The following is a 16,630-nucleotide window of genomic DNA, read 5'->3' as shown; positions in this document are numbered from 1 at the left end:
ACACCCGTGCCCTGGTGGGACGGGTGTGGTTGTTTGTGTGGCAGCCCGCAGCCCGCCTGCAGACGCCACAACTGCCGGGCTCCCGCAGGCCCACCAGCAGGCCGACCTCACCGGCCATGCCAGTGGGGTCGGCGTGTGGCGGGCTAGTTGGTGCGTGCTCGTTTGGGCAGGAGGAGCGAGCGCAGGCGGGCCAGGAGGAGGTCGAACTCGTCCAGGAGGTCGGAGGCCTCGTTGGTGCCTCGGCTCAGGTACCAGCGCCACGACGGCGGCAGCAGACGCGCCCGCCAGCGACGACGCAGGGATGCCTGCGACCAGAGGGCCTTGCGTACGGCGGATGCGTCGTCGCGCAGGTCCAGTCCGGGATCGGCGTCTCCGGCGTACCGGAGGGACTCGATCCCGCGCGCCAGTCGGTGTGCAGCCTGATGCGTGTCCTCGGGGAGCTTCGACACGAGCCACTGGCCGGCCTGCCGCGGCGTCGCGACGTCGGACCAGTCCAGGCCCAGATCGCGCGCCGTGTCCCTGATCTCCGCCCACAACCCTTCGGCCCCGGCCCGTCCCGGTGGCCGCAGGAAGCGCCGCCGCCGGGTGAGCATCCGGACCAGCCACGGGATGCTCAGCAGCAGTGCGACACCCAGCGCCGCGGCGATCACCTGTCCGCCGCCGTTGGTGAACCAGTTGCCGGTGTCAACGATCGCGACGCCGGTGTCGTTCGGCAGGTTCGGATCGTTCCTCGGCCTGTCGATGCCCGGGGTCTCCTTGTCGCCCGGCGTGGTCGGCGCGTTGGTCGGCGCGGTCGTCGGGGTGGTCGGGTTCTCGGTCGCGGGCACCGTCCAGCCCGGCGTGGTCGCCACGCGCGCGGACGGCGTCGGCTCGAACCGGACCCATCCGAGGCCCTGGAAGTACAGCTCCGGCCACGCGTGCATGTCGTGCATCCGGACCGTGTACTCGCCGTCCTTGTCCGACGTCCCGGGCAGGAACCCGATCCCGACCCGGGACGGGATCCCGACGATGCGCGCCATCAGCGCCATCCCGGTCGCGAACTGCTCGCAGTACCCTTCCTTGCTCCGCAGCAGGAAGTCCTCGAGCGCGGCCATCCCGCTGCCCTTGGCGTTCTGCGTGCTGTAGGTGAAGCCGCCGCCGCTGCGGAACCAGTTCTGGATCAGTACGGCGGCCTCGAACTTGTTGTCCTGGGCGCTGTTCGTGATGTCGTAGGTGAGCTGCTTGACCTCCACCGGCGTCCTGCCCGGCACGGACAGCGTGTACTGGTCCGGGGCGCCGGTGGTGATCGACTCGTGCAGCTGCTCCGGTGTCGGCTGCAGGTCGTACGACGTCAACTTGTACTTCTTGCCGCCGACGATCGAGCCGTTCGTCGACACCACGTCGAGCGAGCCGGCGTCGTACCGCCAGTCCCGCTTCAGCGAGATCGAGTGCAGCGGATACGGGACGGGGGCGAACTGGGACCGGAAGGTGCGGGTGACGTCGATCTCCATCGAGGTCCGCGCGACCTTCGACAGGTCGCCCGTGTAACCAGGCGGCGGTGTCAGCTGTCCGCCGTTCAGCTTCTGGCCGTCGGTCCGCGGCCCGATCCGCCAGATGTTGCCGTCGAACAGGTCGAGTGCGGTCAGCCGCAGATACGTGCCGCCCGCCGGACCGCCCTTGTACGTGAGCGCGACGACGTTGTCGCCACGCTTGAGGTTCTTGCCCATGTCGAGCATCGGGTCGGTCGACGAGATCGACGCGCCGACTCCGCTACCGGTGCCGGCGCCGGCCAGGCCGTTGCCGATGACACCTTCCGGCAGCGTCGGCAGCAGCGCGGGCAGCAGCGCGGCGATCGCGACCACGGTCAGCCCGATCCGGCGGCCGGCCTGACCGAGTGCCGACGCCTCGACCGGCTCGGCGGCGTCGAGGTGCGAGACCCCGGAGATCCGGCGGCCCCAGCGGCTGAGCCGGCTGCGGCCCTCGGCCGACAGCAGCACGATGTACCCGATCGCCGGCGGGATGAACAGCAACCACGGCAGTCCGCCGTGCACGGTCGCGGCCGGCACCGTGTACATGATCAGCAACAGCAACCCGGACCATGCGGCCTGCCGCAGCTGCACGGCGATGACGTGGATCAGGAACCCGGTGGCGGCGATCACCGACACCGCGAACAGCGTCAGGTGCGAATCCTGCGGCAGCGGCGCGCTGAACCGGTTGATGGAGTCCATCGCGTCGACCATCTGCGCGTTGAACTCGAGCGCGGTCGCCTTCACCGGGATCAGACCGAACCTCAACGTCCCCCGCAGGAAGAACAGCGACAGCAGCTCCACCAGGACGAGCAGCTGGACGATCGGTACGACGATCCGCGGGATCCGCAGGTTCTGCAACAGGACCCCGGCGCCCGTCACCAGCGCACACAGGAACGCGCTGATGAACAGGAACGGCCCGGAGAACACCGGCGTCAGCACGAGCGACCCGAGCACGGTCGCTCCCCAGGCAGCAATGGAAATACGCGCGTGTCCGGTCATGCGATACGTCCGCTCCTCAGGCCCAGGCTGGACCACACCGTCGGGAGGTCGTCGCCGCGGCGGGCTCTGGCGACCCGCCAGCCGTTGCGGCGCAGTTCGTTCTCGGTGGCGTCCGTGGCGGCGGCCAGGCGGGCCGCCTTCTCGGTCGCCTCGGCGCCGACCGCCCAGCTGGCCGCGTCCAGCAGCAGGGCGACGCCGGTCGCCTGGCTTGTCCGCCACCGGTTCAGGGCGACGACGTCATCGGCGCTGCAGGCGCCGAGGACCGCGATCACCAGACTCGGCTCCTGCACGTGCCGGTCGACGGTCAGCAGCGGCGCGATCTCGGCGTACTTGTGCTCCTCGACGGTCGCGCACTCGGTCAGCAACTGCTGCTGCGAGAGCGGCTGGTGCACCGCCGCGGACGTGCGTTGGGTGATCGCCGACAGCGTCGTCGGTCCGCCGAGCATCGTCGTGACGTACCCGCGCCGCATCCGGTCGATACCGATCGACGCGGCCGCGCTGACCGCCCACTCCAGACTCGACGAGGGCCCGTGCCCGTGATGCGAGATCGTCCGCGCGTCCAGGAACAGCGCACACCGGCTCTGCCACGGCTGCTCCTCGCGGCGCACCATCAGCTCGCCCCGGCGCGCGGTCGACCGCCAGTGCACCCGGCGCAGGTCGTCGCCGTCGCGGTACTCGCGGACCGTCGCGTCCTCCTCGCCGGCGGCCGCGATCGCGCGGGGCCGGTTCTCGCCGGACCCGGCCCGGTCCGCCCCCAGCCGTACGTCGGGCAACCGGTGGACCCGCGGCGTGACCAGCAGGTACTGGCTCCGCGTGAAGTTCCTGCTGGTCTCCACCAGCCCGAACGGGTCGGCGACCGTCAGCATCAACGGCCCGACCTGGAACAGCCCGCGGACGTCGGACTTGACCGGGTAGCTGACGGTACGACGCCAGTTCGGGCTGACCCGATCGACGACGAACCGCGGCCGGTGCCCCAGCACATAGGGAATACGGTCCTCGAGCAGCAACAGACCGGCGGGCATCCGGCCCTGGTTGCTCAGGGTCAGCTCCACGGTCGCCTGCGTCCCGACCGGGACCTGGTCCGGCGCGAGACTCCGCCGGACCTGGAGCCGCAGCCGCGTCCGGCCGACGATCAGGGCCGCGACGACCGGCAGCGCGGCCAGCAGGATGCCGACCCGCAGCAGGTCCTTCTGGCCGAGCAGCAGCGCGCACAGCGAAGCCGTCAGACCGGCAGCGACGAACGCCCGCCCTCGGGTGGTCAGTCCGCGCAGTGCCTGACGCATGTCTCAGTCCCGGCGGGTACGGGGGAGCGGCACGCTCGCCACCAGACCGGAGATGATGTCGGCCGCGCCGCGCCCACCGAGATGCGCTTCGGCCGCAGGCAGCACACGGTGCGCGAGCACCGGTACCGCGAGCTCCTGGATGTCGTCCGGCAGGACGAACTCACGGGAATCGAGAGCGGCGGCCGCGCGGGCCGCCCGGATCAGGTGCAGCGTGGACCGCGGGCTGGCGCCCAGCCGGAGCTCCTGCGAGCGCCGGGTCGCACCGACCAGCGCGACCGCGTACTCCTTGACCGACTCGGACACGTGCACCGACTGCACCGTCTTCACCAGCCGGAGGATCTGCTGGCCGTCGGTGACCGGCTGCAGGCTCTGCAGCGGGTCGTCGGCCGCGTGCCCGTCCAGCATCCGCAGCTCCGCGGCCGGCTCGGGGTAGCCCATCGACACCCGCGCCATGAACCGGTCGCGCTGCGCCTCCGGCAGCGGGTAGGTGCCTTCCATCTCGATCGGGTTCTGGGTCGCGATCACCATGAACGGCGCTTCCAGCATGTACGTCGTGGTGTCGACGGTGACCTGGCGCTCCTCCATGGACTCCAGCAGCGCGGCCTGCGTCTTCGGCGACGCCCGGTTGATCTCGTCGCCGACCACGATGTTCGCGAACACCGCGCCCTGCTTGAACTCGAAGTCGCGGATCTCCTGGTTGAAGACCGAGACACCGGTGATGTCGGAGGGCAGCAGGTCCGGCGTGAACTGGATCCGTCGCACGCTGCAGTCGATCGACTTGGCCAATGCCTTCGCGAGCATCGTCTTGCCGACGCCCGGCACGTCCTCGATCAGCAGGTGACCTTCGGCCAGCAGGACCGTGATGGCGACCTCGACGACGTCGGGCTTGCCCTCGATGACCTGCTCCATGGCCCGGCGGACACGGCCCGCCACCTCGGCCAGCTCCTCGAAGTCCCCGGCCCCTGCCAGCGGCGAACTGGTCGCGGTGGTGCTCACTCTGTGTTCTCCCCATTCGTCGACTGCCGACACATTCTCACCTGCGCCGCGGGTCCGGCCTAGAGCCGCGGGATTTTCGTTACCTGGCGTTTCGGTGTTCATCGGCACACGCCCTCACGGCGGGTCGGTCTCGTGGCGAGAGATCTGGCGGTTCTCCCCAGCGTACGGGCGGCCGAAGGCGCGTGCGGGGCGTACGACGCTCCGAATCCGTATCTGGTTCACGGTCCGGCGCCCCGAACGGTTCATAGGTACCCATCCCGTAGTCGTCCGGTGCTCCTCCACTTTCCTCCACCGGCTCCTCCCTTTCGCTCCACCGCACGCTCCACTTCGCTCCACGAGGCTTGTCACGGGCGCTCCACACGCCGTCCGGGCAGGGCAGTTGAGGCGGCAGCGACACGCGGGTGCTGAGCGTGGATTCAGGCGGCACAGGGGCGGAATGGGGCGGAAGTTGGTTGACGGTGGTGGAAAGTGGAGTAAGGTGGAGCGCAGTGGAACTGAAGTGGTGGAAGCACTCGCCTGAGTCGGAGAGTCCGCAACGGGGAGGTGGAGCGTGTTCCTCGGAACTCACTTCCCCAAGCTCGACGACAAGGGGCGGCTGTTCCTGCCGGCGAAGTTCCGGGACGAGCTGGCCGACGGCCTGGTGATCACCCGTGGACAGGAGCGGTCGCTGTCCGTGTGGCCGGAGCGCGAGTTCGTCCAGCTGACCGAGCAGTTGAAGCAGGCCCCGATCACCAACAAGGGTGCGCGGGACTACCTACGGATGTTGTTCGCCGGCGCCTCCAACGAGATGCCGGACAAGCAGGGCCGGGTCACCATCCCGCCGATGCTGCGCGACTACGCGTCACTGGATCGCGACTGTGTCGTCATCGGGGCGATGAACCGGGTGGAGATCTGGAACACGGAGAACTGGAACCGGTACTCCGCGGAGCAGGAGCAGGCGTTCGCCGACCTCTCCGAGGAAGTACTGCCCGGCATCTTCTGAACTTCGAGCTGAACAGTGTGCGAGGACTGGAACACACCGACCGTCCGGTGAGATCACGGGTCCGACTTCCGACCTGGAGTGTTGGCGTCACTTCCCCGGCGCCAAGACCAGCAGGTACTTCCCCGGAAGGCGTACCCGCGATCTGACCGGACGGTGCTGTCTACGCACTGCAATGACCTGCGGGGGCAGGGTCGCTCCCGCGGCGACGGGAAGGGTCGAGATGGACGCTGCGGAGCGGCATGTGCCGGTGATGCTGGAGCGCGTGGTCGCGCTGCTGGCACCGGCGCTCGCGCGTCCCGGCACAGGGGATCGCAGCGTCTTCGTCGACGCGACCCTCGGCCTCGGCGGTCATTCCGAGGCGTTCCTGCGGCAGTTTCCCGAGGTCCGGCTGATCGGCCTCGACCGGGACCCCGCCGCGTTGCGGCTGGCCGGCGAGCGGCTCGCGCAGTACGCGGAGCGGATCACCCTCGTGCACGCCGTGTACGACGAGTTGCCGCGGGTGCTCGCGGAGCTCGGCGTACCGGCGATCGACGGCATCCTGTTCGACCTGGGCGTCTCGTCGATGCAGCTGGACGAGGCGGACCGCGGTTTCGCGTACGCGCAGGACGCGCCGCTGGACATGCGGATGGACCCGACCGGCCCGACCACGGCCGCCGACATCCTCAACACCTACAGCGCGGCGGACCTGGCACGGATCCTGTTCCAGTACGGCGAGGAGAAGTTCGCCCGGCGGATCGCGGACCGGATCGTCCGCGAGCGGGAGACCGAGCCGTTCACGAACAGCGCGCGGCTGTCCGAGCTGGTCCGCAACGCGATCCCGCAGGCGGCCCGGCGGACCGGGGGACACCCGGCGAAGCGCACCTTCCAGGCGCTGCGGATCGAGGTGAACGGGGAGCTCGACGTACTGCGTCGCGCGCTGCCCGCCGCCCTCGGAGCGCTGGCGTTGCACGGCCGGATCGTGGTGATGAGTTACCACTCGCTCGAGGACCGGATCACCAAGCAGGTGTTCGCGGCGGGCACCAAGTCCGACGTACCCGACGACCTCCCGGTGATCCCGGCCGGGCACGAACCGTATCTGAGACTACTGACCCGGGGCGCCGACCGGCCGACCGAGGAGGAGGTCGCGGTCAACCCGCGCGCCGCCTCTGCGCGGGTGCGGGCGGCCGAGCGGGTCCGGGAGAGGGGACTGGTGGCCTGATGAGTACTGTCTTCAGCCCGCAGAAGGCGCGGGTGACGCCGGCCGCCGGTCACACCGCGAAGAAGGCGCAGCCGCGGCTGCGGGTGGTGTACGGCGCGCCGTTCCGCCCGCCGCGGATGCCGTTCGTCATCTTCGTCGTGTCGCTGCTGGCCGCCGGACTCGTCGGTCTGCTGCTGCTGAACACGGAGCTGCAGAGCGGGACGTTCGCGATCACCAAGCTGAGCAGCCAGGCGGACCAGCTGCGCGACCAGCAGGAGCAGCTGGAGAAGCAGGTCCGGACGCTGGAGTCGCCGCAGAACCTGTCCGACCGGGCGCTCCGGATGGGCATGGTGCCGAACCCGAATCCGGTGTTCCTGCGGCTGTCCGACGGGCGCGTGCTCGGTGTGCCCGCGGAGGGCAAGGCCGGCGCCGGTACGGCGATGTTCGGCCCGGGCACCCCGACCGGCAAGGCGACCGCCAAGCCGCCCGTGGTCAAGCCGCCCGCCGCCAAGCCCACCGCGACCAAGCCGACCGCCGTCAAACCGGGAACGGCCACGACCAAACCCACCGCCGGCGCGACCAAGCCGCCGGCCGGGATCGCGACCAAACCGCCGACGGGCACCACGAAGCCGCCGGCCACGACGAAGAAGCCCGCCACGACCACACGGGGATGATCGGATGACGGACCGACGGGGAAACGAGCCGCCGCCGCGTAAGCGCGGTGCCGCACCGGACCGGGGAAACCCGCCGCGCAAGGCTCAACCCCGTCGTCCATCCGCTACGGACAGTGGCCGCACCACCCCGCAACGCCCCGAATCCACCCGTGAACGACTCCTCCGCAAGGCACAGGAGGAGCAGCAGCGCGCGGCGAAGGACGCCGCCCCGCGACCGGTGAAGAAGGCCGCCGCGAAGCGAACGGCCGGTGGTACGTCGGCCCCGCGCAAGCAGGCGCCCGCGAAGAAGGCCGCGGCCAAGCGCCCGGTCAAGAAGGCACCGGCCAGGAAAGCTCCCGTCAAGAAGGCCGCGGTCAAGAAGGCTGCGGCGAAGCAGCGGCCGCCGCAGAATCGGCTGCGGCCCAGGCCGAAGAGGCGGAAGGTGCATAAGCCGCCGCGGATGCTGCGGCTGGGGCGGCCGGCGCTGCGGTTGCGGATGACGTTCGGCGTGATGGCGTTCGTGCTGTCGCTGTTCGCCGGCCGGCTCGTACTGCTGCAGGGTGTGGATCCGGACAGCTACGCGCAGGCGGCGACCAAGGAGAACGCGCGGACGTACATCCTGCACGCCAACCGCGGCACCATCGAGGACCGCAACGGCGTCGAGCTGGCGGTCACCGAGGACGCGGTCGCGATCACCGCCGACCCGAAGCAGACCAAGCCGGTCGCGCAGCAGCTCGCGGCGATCCTGGCCCCGAAGCTGACCCGGACGACGACCGGGAAGCTGGTCGCCGCGATGACCGGCACCGGCCGCTTCACCTACCTCGCGCGCCAGGTGAGCCCGACGGTGTGGAGCGAGATCCAGGCCGAGATCAAGGCCAGGAACGCGATCATCGCCGAGCAGAACAAGGGCAAGCCGAAGGACCAGCAGGCCCCGCTGCTGGCCGGGCTGTACACCGAGCAGGACCCGATCCGCAGCCACCCGAACGGCAGCATCGCGGCCACCCTGGTCGGCGTCACCGGCTCCGACGGCAAGGGCCAGTCCGGGCTCGAGTACGGCCTGAACGACAAGCTGTCCGGCCAGGACGGCCAGGCGATGTACGAGGTCGACGCCAAGGGCAACAAGATCCCGAACGCGAACCACACCGTGCAGGAGCCGAAGACCGGCCTCGGTGTCCAGTTGACCGTGGACACCGACCTGCAGTTCTTCGCCGAGAAGCGGATCGAGCAGGCCGTCAAGCAGTACCGGGCGAGCGCCGGCACCGTGGTCGTGCTGGACGTCAAGTCCGGCGAGCTGATGGCGCTGGCCAACTACCCGACGTTCGACCCGAACAAGAAGTACACCGCGGCCGACCTGAAGAACACGGCCCTGGAGCGCAGCTACGAACCGGGCAGTGTGCAGAAGGTGGTCACGATGGCCGCCCTCGCCGACGCCGGGCTGATCGACCTGAACACCAAGCTCAAGGTTCCCGGCAGCATCGACGTGCAGCGCCGGACCATCAAGGACCACTGGTCGCACGACACGATGAACCTGACCATCTCCGGGGTGATCGCGAGGTCGTCGAACGTCGGCACGATCATGGCCGCGCAGAAGATGCCGATCCCGCAGTTCGTGAAGTACCTGCACGACTTCGGCTTCGGCGAACCCTCCGGCCTGAACTTCCCGGGCGAGACCAAGGGCCGGCTGACCCAGGGCGACGAGTGGCCGGAGATCACCCGGTCGAACGTCGCGTTCGGTCAGGGACTGTCGGTGAACGCGGTCCAGGAGGCCGCGGCGGTGAACGCGGTCGCCAACGGCGGCGTGTACGTGCCGCCGAAGCTGGTCCGCAACTACATCGACGCGAACGGCAACCTGACGCCGCACCAGACCGCCCCGCCCCGCCGCGTGGTGAGCGAGAAGGCCGCGAAGGACGTCACCAGGATGATGGAGGCGGTGACCGCGAAGAAGGGCACCGCCCCGCAGGCCGCGATCGACGGCTACCTGGTGGCCGGCAAGACCGGTACGGCACAGCAGGTCGTTCCAGGGACCGGCAAGTACGGCGCCTGGGCGACTTCTTTCGCCGGATTCGCTCCCGCGGACAACCCACGGTTCGTGACGTACGTCGTACTGCACGATCCCCAGGGCGCCCGGGGTGGTGGTCTCCAAGGAGGACCGGTGTTCCGAGACGTGATGAGCTACGCGCTGCAGAAGTACGTCGTGCCGCCGACCGGCGCGGCGCAGCCGAACATCCCGCTGACGTGGAAGTGACGCAGGCCCTGGTGACGCAGGGTCAGGTAGGAGTCACGGGGTCCGGAGCGGTAGCCTCAGGGCCCGTGTCCACCCCTACCGCCGCCGGCGGCGCGGTCGCAGCGATCAGGCCACGGCACGTCGTGCCGGTCAGCCTCGCCGACCTCGCGAGCGTCGCCCGTGCACAGCTCTCGGCACCCGTTCCGGCAACGCCGCCGGTCACGGTGACCGGCGTCTCCCTCGACTCGCGTTCTGTTCTTCCCGGTGATCTGTACGCCGCTCTGCCCGGCGCGGTCACACACGGCGCGGAGTTCGTCGCCAAGGCCCGGCAGGCCGGCGCGGTCGCCGTACTGACCGACCCGGCCGGCCAGGAGCGGGCCGCGGCAACCGGCCTCCCGGTCCTGGTCGCGGACAGCCCCCGGAGCGTTCTCGGCGCGGTCGCGTCGCGGATCTACGGCGAGCCGACCAGTGAGCTCCGGCTGCTCGGGGTGACCGGCACCAACGGCAAGACCACCACCAGCTTCCTGCTGGATTCCGTACTGCGGGAGCTCGGCCCGACCGCCGTGATCGGGACGATCCAGACGCGGATCGGCGACCAGGTCGTGAAGAGCGTCCGGACCACGCCGGAGGCGACCGACCTGCAGGCGCTGTTCGCGGTGATGCGGGAGCGGGCGGTCGGGTCGTGCTCGATGGAGGTGTCGAGCCACGCGCTGGCGCTGGGCCGGGTCGACGGGGCGCGCTTCGCCGTCGCCGGGTTCCTCAACCTCACGCAGGACCACCTGGACTTCCACAAGACGTTCGAGGAGTACTTCCGGGCGAAGGCCTCGTTGTTCACCCCGGAGCGGTGTGATGTCGCGGTGGTGACGATCGACGACGAGTACGGGCGCCGGCTCGCCGCGGAGACCGTCGTACCGCTGGTCACCGTCTCGACGACGGGCGACGCGGACTGGACGGTCGCGAACCGGCACCGGTCGGAGCACGGTACGACCGTCTTCGACGTCCAGGGGCCGGGGGAGACGCTGACCGTCGAGATCGGGCTGCCGGGTGACTTCAACGTGGCCAACGCGCTGCTCGCGACGGCCATGCTGCGGCAGCTCGAGGTCCCCGCCGAGGTGATCGCGGCCGGGCTGCGGAACGCGTCGGTGCCCGGGCGGATGGAGCGGTTCACCCGTCACGACGGGCTCGCGGTGATCGTCGACTACGCGCACACGCCGGACGCGGTCGCGCTGGCGCTGAAGGCCGCGCGCGGTGCGACCAAGGGCCGGTTGTTCGCGGTGATCGGCTGCGGCGGCGACCGGGACCCGTGGAAGCGGCCCGCGATGGGCGCCGCGGCCGCGAAGACCGCGGACGTGGTGATCGTCACCGACGACAACCCGCGCAGCGAGGACCCGGCCGCCATCCGCGCCGCCGCGCTGGCCGGCGCCCGCGAGGCCGTGCCGGGCGTGGACCTGCACGAGATCGGGGACCGCCGGCAGGCGATCGCGTCCGCGATCGAGCTGGCCGGCCCGGGCGACACGGTCGTCGTCCTCGGGAAGGGCCATGAGACCGGCCAGGACGTCGGCGGTGTGATCCATCCGTTCGACGACCGCGAAACCGTGCGTGAGCTGTTGGAGGCAGACCGGTGATCCCTGTCAGTTGCGGCGAGATCGGCGACGCCGTCCGCGGCGAGCTCGTCGGCGTGGACCCGACGGCCGTCGTCGACGGCGCCGTAGTCATCGACTCGCGGGACGCCGGACCGGGCGGGCTGTTCGTCGCCCTGCCCGGCGAGCGGGCCGACGGTCACGACTTCGTCGGTTCGGCGACCGCGGCCGGCGTCACGGTCTCGTTCACCACGCGGCCCGTCGAGGGCAGCCCGTGCATCGTCGTCGACGACACCCAGCAGGCGCTCGGCAACCTCGCCCGGCTGGTGATGAGCAAGCTGCCGATGCTGACGGTGATCGGCCTGACCGGCTCGACCGGCAAGACCAGCACCAAGGACCTGATCGGCCAGCTGATCCGCCCGTACGGCGAGACGGTGTCGCCGGAAGGCTCGTTCAACAACGAGATCGGGCACCCGCTGACCGCGCTGCGGGCGACGGCGTCGACGCAGTACCTGGTCGCGGAGATGGGCGCGCGGCACCGGGGTGACATCACCTACCTGTCCGGGATCACGCCGCCGAGGATCGGCCTGGTGCTGAACGTCGGCACCTCGCACATCGGCGAGTTCGGCAGCCAGGACAACATCGCCGTGGCCAAGGGCGAACTGATCGAGGCGGTCACCACCGGCGGCACCGCGGTCCTGAACGCCGACGACCACCGGGTCGCCGGGATGCGGAGCCGGACCAAGGAGAAGGTGCTCACGTTCGGCGAGGCGCCCGAGGCCGATGTCCGGGCCGCGGACGTGAAGCTCGACGCCGAGGGCCGGCCGGCGTTCACGCTGCACATCGGCGAGTTCAGCGGCGCCGTACAGCTGCGGCTGATCGGCGAGCACCACGTGTCGAACGCGCTCGCCGCCGCGGCCGTGGCGCTGGCGGCCGGACTGACGCCGGAGCAGATCGCCGACGGTCTGAACGCCGCCACCCGGGTGTCCGCGGCGCGGATGGAGCTGACCGAGCGGGCGGACGGCGTCACGATCATCAACGACGCGTTCAACGCCAACCCGGACTCGACCCGCGCCGCCCTGAAGTCCCTGGTCGCCATCGGCCGGTCGCGCGGCGCGCGGACCTGGGCGGTGCTCGGCGAGATGCTCGAGCTCGGCGACACCTCCGCCGAGGAGCACGACGCGATCGGCCGGCTGGCCGTGCGGCTGGACGTCAACCGCCTGCTCGTCGTCGGCGAGGGCGCGAAACCGATCCACCTCGGCGCCTCGCTGGAAGGCTCGTGGGGCAACGAGTCCGCGTTCGTCGCCACGATCCCCGAAGCGCTCGAGCTGCTCAGGTCCGAGCTGCGCGCCGGTGACGTCGTCCTGGTGAAGTCCTCGAAGGCGGCCAAACTGCGGAGCCTCGCCGACGCCCTGCTGGAGGCAGACCGGTGATCTCGATCCTGTTCGCCGGCGCCGTCTCGATGGTGCTGACCCTGATCGGCACGCGCTGGGCGATCAAGTGGCTGGCCAAGCGCGGCTACGGCCAGGAGATCCGCGACGACGGCGTGAAGTCGCACCACGTCAAGCGCGGTACGCCGACCATGGGCGGCACCGTGTTCATCGCCGCGACCATCGTCGGGTACTTCGCGGCGAAGCTCTTCACGATGACGCCGCCGAGCGCGTCGGCGATCCTGGTGCTGTTCCTGTTCGCCGGGATGGGCGCGGTCGGCTTCCTGGACGACTTCATCAAGATCTTCCGGCAGCGCAGCCTCGGCCTGCGCAGCAAGGCGAAACTCGCCGGCCAGACGCTCGTCGCGGTGATCTTCGCGGTGCTCGCGCTGCAGTTCCCGGACGAGCGCGGGCAGCGGCCGGCGTCGCCGTTCATCTCGTTCATCCGCGACATCGGCTGGCTCGAGCTGCCGGCCATCCTGGTGATCATCTGGATCCTGCTGCTGATCGCCGGCATGTCGAACGGCGTGAACCTCGCCGACGGTCTGGACGGTCTGGCCACCGGCGCGTCGATGATGGTGTTCGGCGCCTACACGCTGATCTGCATCTGGCAGTTCAACCAGAGCTGCGCGACCGCGCAGGGCGTCGGCGCGAAGTGTTACGAAGTACGCGATCCACACGATCTCGCCGTCGTCGCGGCCGCGTTGACCGGTGCCCTGTTCGGGTTCCTGTGGTGGAACGCGTCACCGGCCAAGATCTTCATGGGTGACACCGGTTCGCTGGGGCTCGGCGGCGCGCTGGCCGGCATGGCCGTGATGACCCGGACCGAGCTGCTGGTGCTGCTGCTCGGCGGTCTGTTCGTCCTCGTCACCGCCTCGGTCATCCTGCAGGTCGGCTACTTCAAGATCACCAAGAAGGCCACGGGTGTCGGCAAGCGCCTGTTCCTGATCGCACCACTGCATCACCACTTCGAGATGCTCGGCTGGGAGCAGGTGAACGTGGTGATCCGGTTCTGGATCATCCAGGGCCTGTGCGTGGTGATCGGCCTCGGCATCTTCTACGCGGAATGGGTCACCGGATGAGCCTCCAAACCCGCACGTCCGACGGCTGGGCGACCACCCGGTTCGTCGTCCTCGGCTTCGGTACTGCGGGCTACGCCTGCGCCGACTCCCTGCTCCAGGCCGGAGCGGAGCACCTCGTCGTGCTCGACGACCGCGACACCGAGGCGCTGCGCGAGAAGGCGCAGATCCTCGAGACGCTCGGCGCCACGGTCACGCTGGGCCCGGGCAGTACGGCGGAGCTGCCGAAGGACGCCGACGTCGTCGTCACGTCTCCCGGCGTACCGCCGCATGCCCCGCTGCTCGCCCAGGCGGCCGAGCGGAACGTCCCGATCTGGAGCGAGATCGAGCTCGCCTGGCGGCTGCGCGACCCGGCGAACGCCGCGCCCTGGCTGTGCATCACGGGGACCAACGGCAAGACGACGACCGTGCAGATGCTGACCGCGATCCTGCAGGCGGCCGGCCACCGGGCGGTTGCCGCGGGCAACGTCGGCCTGCCGTTGCTCGAGGCCGTCATGGACCCCGAGCCGTACGACGTGATCGCGGTCGAGCTGTCCAGCTACCAGTTGCACTTCACGCACTCGATGTCCGCGCACTCGGCCGCCGTACTCAACATCGCGCCCGATCACGTCGACTGGCACGGGTCGCTCGAGGCGTACGCGCGGGACAAGGGCCGGATCTTCGAGAACTGCCAGGTCGCGTGCGTGTACAACGTCGCGGATCCCGCCACCGAGCACCTGGTCGAGGAAGCCGACGTGATCGAGGGCTGCCGCGCGATCGGCTTCACCCTCGGCACGCCGGGGCTTTCGATGGTCGGCCTGGTCGACGACCTGCTGGTCGACCGTGCGTTCGTGGAGCAGCGCGCGACGTCGGCGCTGGAGCTCGCGAGCCTGTCCGACATCACGCCGGCCGCACCGCACAACGTCGCGAACGCGCTGGCCGCGTCCGCGCTGGCCCGGGCGTTCGGCGTACCGGCGACCGCGATCCGCGACGGGCTGCGCGGATTCCGGCCGGACAAGCACCGGATCGCGCACGTCGCGGACGTTGCCGGAGTCAACTACGTCGACGACTCGAAGGCCACCAACCCGCACGCCGCGCAGGCGTCGCTGCTCGCGTACGAGCACGTGGTGTGGATCGCCGGCGGGCAGGCCAAGGGCGCGACCTTCGACGAGTTGGTGATCGCGGCCCGCGAACGATTGCGCGCCGTCGTCCTGCTGGGCCAGGACAAGGACGTGATCGCGCAAGCTCTCGAGCGACACGCACCGGATGTCCCGAGGATCGTCGTCGGGGCAACGGACACTGGAGCCATGCAGATCGTGGTGGGGGAGGCGGCGAAGCTGGCACAGGTGGGTGACACCGTGCTGCTCGCGCCTGGCTGCGCATCCTGGGACATGTTCGCCAACTACGGAGCCCGCGGCGACGCCTTCGCCGACGCCGTCCGCTCCCTGGACGACTGATCTCGGGTGGTGATCGCGTGACGTCGATCGCGGACCGGCCGGACGAGAAGAAGCAGACCAGTGACCGTGCCTGGGTCGCGGCGATCCGGGACGTGCTGGACCGGCCGCTGACGTCGTACCACATCGTGCTCGGGGCGACCGGCCTGTTGCTGGTACTCGGTCTGATGATGGTGCTGTCGGCGTCCAGCGTGCTGTCGCTGCGCGCGAACGGGAACAGCTACACGATCTTCGTCCGGCAGCTGATCTGGGTCGGCGTCGGACTGCCGATGGCGTACGTCGCCTCGCGGATGACCCCGCGGCACTTCCGGATGCTGGCGTACGTCGCGCTGCTCGGATCGGTGTTCCTGCTGGTGCTGACCTACATCCCGGGCCTCGGCGTCGGCGTCAACGGCAACACCAACTGGCTGAACCTCGGCGGACCGCTGCAGATCCAGCCGAGTGAGTTCGCCAAGCTGGCGATGGTGATGTGGTGCGCGGACCTGTACGCGCGCAAGGAGAAGCTGCTCACCCAGTGGAAGCATCTGCTGGTACCGATGGTCCCGGTGTGCGGCCTGGTGATCGCGCTGGTGGTCGGGCAGCACGACCTCGGGACCGCGCTGGTCCTGATGGCCGTGATGATCGGCCTGATCTGGATCATCGGCGCGCCGACCCGGCTGTTCGTCGCGACGATCGTCGTCGTCGGCTCGGTGGCGGCGTACTTCGTCAACGCGGAGAAGTACCGGATGGAGCGGGTGACGTCGTTCCTGGACCCGTTCGCGGATCCGACCGCGGTCGGCTGGCAGGCGTACCACTCGTTCTACGCGCTCTCGACCGGCGGCTGGTGGGGCGTCGGGATCGGCAACAGCCGGCAGAAGTGGGGCAATCTGCCGGAGGCGCACACCGACTTCATCTTCTCGGTGATCGGTGAGGAACTCGGCCTCGTCGGGTCGCTCACCGTGCTCGCCCTGTTCCTCACGCTGGCGTACGCCGGGGTGCGGATCGCGACCCGGAACACCGAGCCGTTCGTCCGCTACGCGGCGGCCGGGATCACCATCTGGATCATGGCGCAGACGCTGGTGAACCTCGGCGCCGTGATCGGACTGCTACCCATCGTGGGTATCCCGCTCCCGCTTTTGTCGTACGGTGGTTCCGCACTGCTGCCGACGCTGATCGCGGTCGGCATGCTGCTGTCCTTCGCGAAGGCCGAGCCCGGCGCGCAGGCCGCCCTGAAAGAAGCCCGGCGGCCCCGGTTCGGGTGGCTGCCTTCGCGGCGTATGTCGTACAAATGAACCCGCGGGAGCGTT

General features: G+C 70.0%; 12 protein-coding genes. 9 read left to right on the top strand and 3 right to left on the bottom strand.

Annotated elements, in window-relative coordinates; genetic code table 11:
* Positions 1–143: 143 nt before the first annotated feature.
* The 3 genes from BJY22_RS30905 to BJY22_RS30895 are packed head-to-tail and all read right to left on the bottom strand — an operon-like array spanning position 144 to position 4,732.
* Positions 144–2,507 (bottom strand): transglutaminase TgpA family protein, encoded by a 2,364-nt coding sequence (locus BJY22_RS30905; protein ID WP_167213755.1) that lies wholly within the window; start codon positions 2,505–2,507, stop codon positions 144–146.
* Positions 2,504–3,790 (bottom strand): DUF58 domain-containing protein, encoded by a 1,287-nt coding sequence (locus BJY22_RS30900; RefSeq protein WP_167213751.1) that lies wholly within the window; start codon positions 3,788–3,790, stop codon positions 2,504–2,506. The genes BJY22_RS30905 and BJY22_RS30900 overlap by 4 nt, the downstream gene beginning before the upstream one ends.
* A 3-nt stretch (positions 3,791–3,793) precedes the next feature.
* Complete coding sequence (locus BJY22_RS30895; protein WP_420371436.1) at positions 3,794–4,732, bottom strand: AAA family ATPase; 939 nt, start codon at positions 4,730–4,732, stop codon at positions 3,794–3,796.
* Between the two features lie 604 nt (positions 4,733–5,336).
* Here BJY22_RS30895 and mraZ point away from each other — a divergent pair.
* The 9 genes from mraZ (at position 5,337) to ftsW (ending at position 16,615) form a co-directional block, all read left to right on the top strand.
* On the top strand, positions 5,337–5,768 hold the full coding sequence (mraZ, locus tag BJY22_RS30890) for a division/cell wall cluster transcriptional repressor MraZ (protein ID WP_130446673.1): 432 nt from the start codon (positions 5,337–5,339) through the stop codon (positions 5,766–5,768).
* A gap of 220 nt (positions 5,769–5,988) precedes the next feature.
* Positions 5,989–6,966, top strand: a complete 978-nt coding sequence (gene rsmH / locus BJY22_RS30885) for a 16S rRNA (cytosine(1402)-N(4))-methyltransferase RsmH (protein ID WP_167213748.1) — start codon at positions 5,989–5,991, stop codon at positions 6,964–6,966.
* A complete protein-coding gene (gene ftsL / locus BJY22_RS30880) occupies positions 6,966–7,619 on the top strand; it encodes a cell division protein FtsL (protein WP_238350506.1) in 654 nt (217 codons plus the stop codon). The genes rsmH and ftsL overlap by 1 nt, the downstream gene beginning before the upstream one ends.
* A gap of 4 nt (positions 7,620–7,623) precedes the next feature.
* Positions 7,624–9,843 (top strand): peptidoglycan D,D-transpeptidase FtsI family protein, encoded by a 2,220-nt coding sequence (locus BJY22_RS30875; protein WP_238350505.1) that lies wholly within the window; start codon positions 7,624–7,626, stop codon positions 9,841–9,843.
* A gap of 65 nt (positions 9,844–9,908) precedes the next feature.
* Positions 9,909–11,447, top strand: a complete 1,539-nt coding sequence (locus tag BJY22_RS30870; RefSeq protein WP_337759523.1) for a UDP-N-acetylmuramoyl-L-alanyl-D-glutamate--2,6-diaminopimelate ligase — start codon at positions 9,909–9,911, stop codon at positions 11,445–11,447.
* Entirely contained in the window at positions 11,444–12,835 is a 1,392-nt protein-coding gene (locus BJY22_RS30865) for a UDP-N-acetylmuramoyl-tripeptide--D-alanyl-D-alanine ligase (RefSeq protein WP_167213744.1), read from the top strand. The genes BJY22_RS30870 and BJY22_RS30865 overlap by 4 nt, the downstream gene beginning before the upstream one ends.
* Positions 12,832–13,914: a phospho-N-acetylmuramoyl-pentapeptide-transferase gene (mraY, locus tag BJY22_RS30860; protein WP_167213742.1), complete on the top strand. Its 1,083-nt coding sequence runs from the start codon at positions 12,832–12,834 to the stop codon at positions 13,912–13,914. The genes BJY22_RS30865 and mraY overlap by 4 nt, the downstream gene beginning before the upstream one ends.
* The gene (gene murD, locus BJY22_RS30855) at positions 13,911–15,347 is read left to right on the top strand and encodes a UDP-N-acetylmuramoyl-L-alanine--D-glutamate ligase (protein WP_167213740.1); all 1,437 of its coding nucleotides are present in this window, start codon (positions 13,911–13,913) and stop codon (positions 15,345–15,347) included. Before mraY ends, murD begins: the two co-directional genes overlap by 4 nt.
* A gap of 17 nt (positions 15,348–15,364) precedes the next feature.
* Positions 15,365–16,615: a putative lipid II flippase FtsW gene (ftsW, locus tag BJY22_RS30850; RefSeq protein ID WP_167213736.1), complete on the top strand. Its 1,251-nt coding sequence runs from the start codon at positions 15,365–15,367 to the stop codon at positions 16,613–16,615.
* Positions 16,616–16,630: the final 15 nt, after the last annotated feature.

Origin of the sequence: Kribbella shirazensis (assembly GCF_011761605.1) — a bacterium.
GTDB lineage: Bacteria > Actinomycetota > Actinomycetes > Propionibacteriales > Kribbellaceae > Kribbella > Kribbella shirazensis.
The sequence above is the reverse complement of the archived record's forward strand: the minus strand, read 5'-3'. Positions and strand labels throughout refer to the sequence as shown.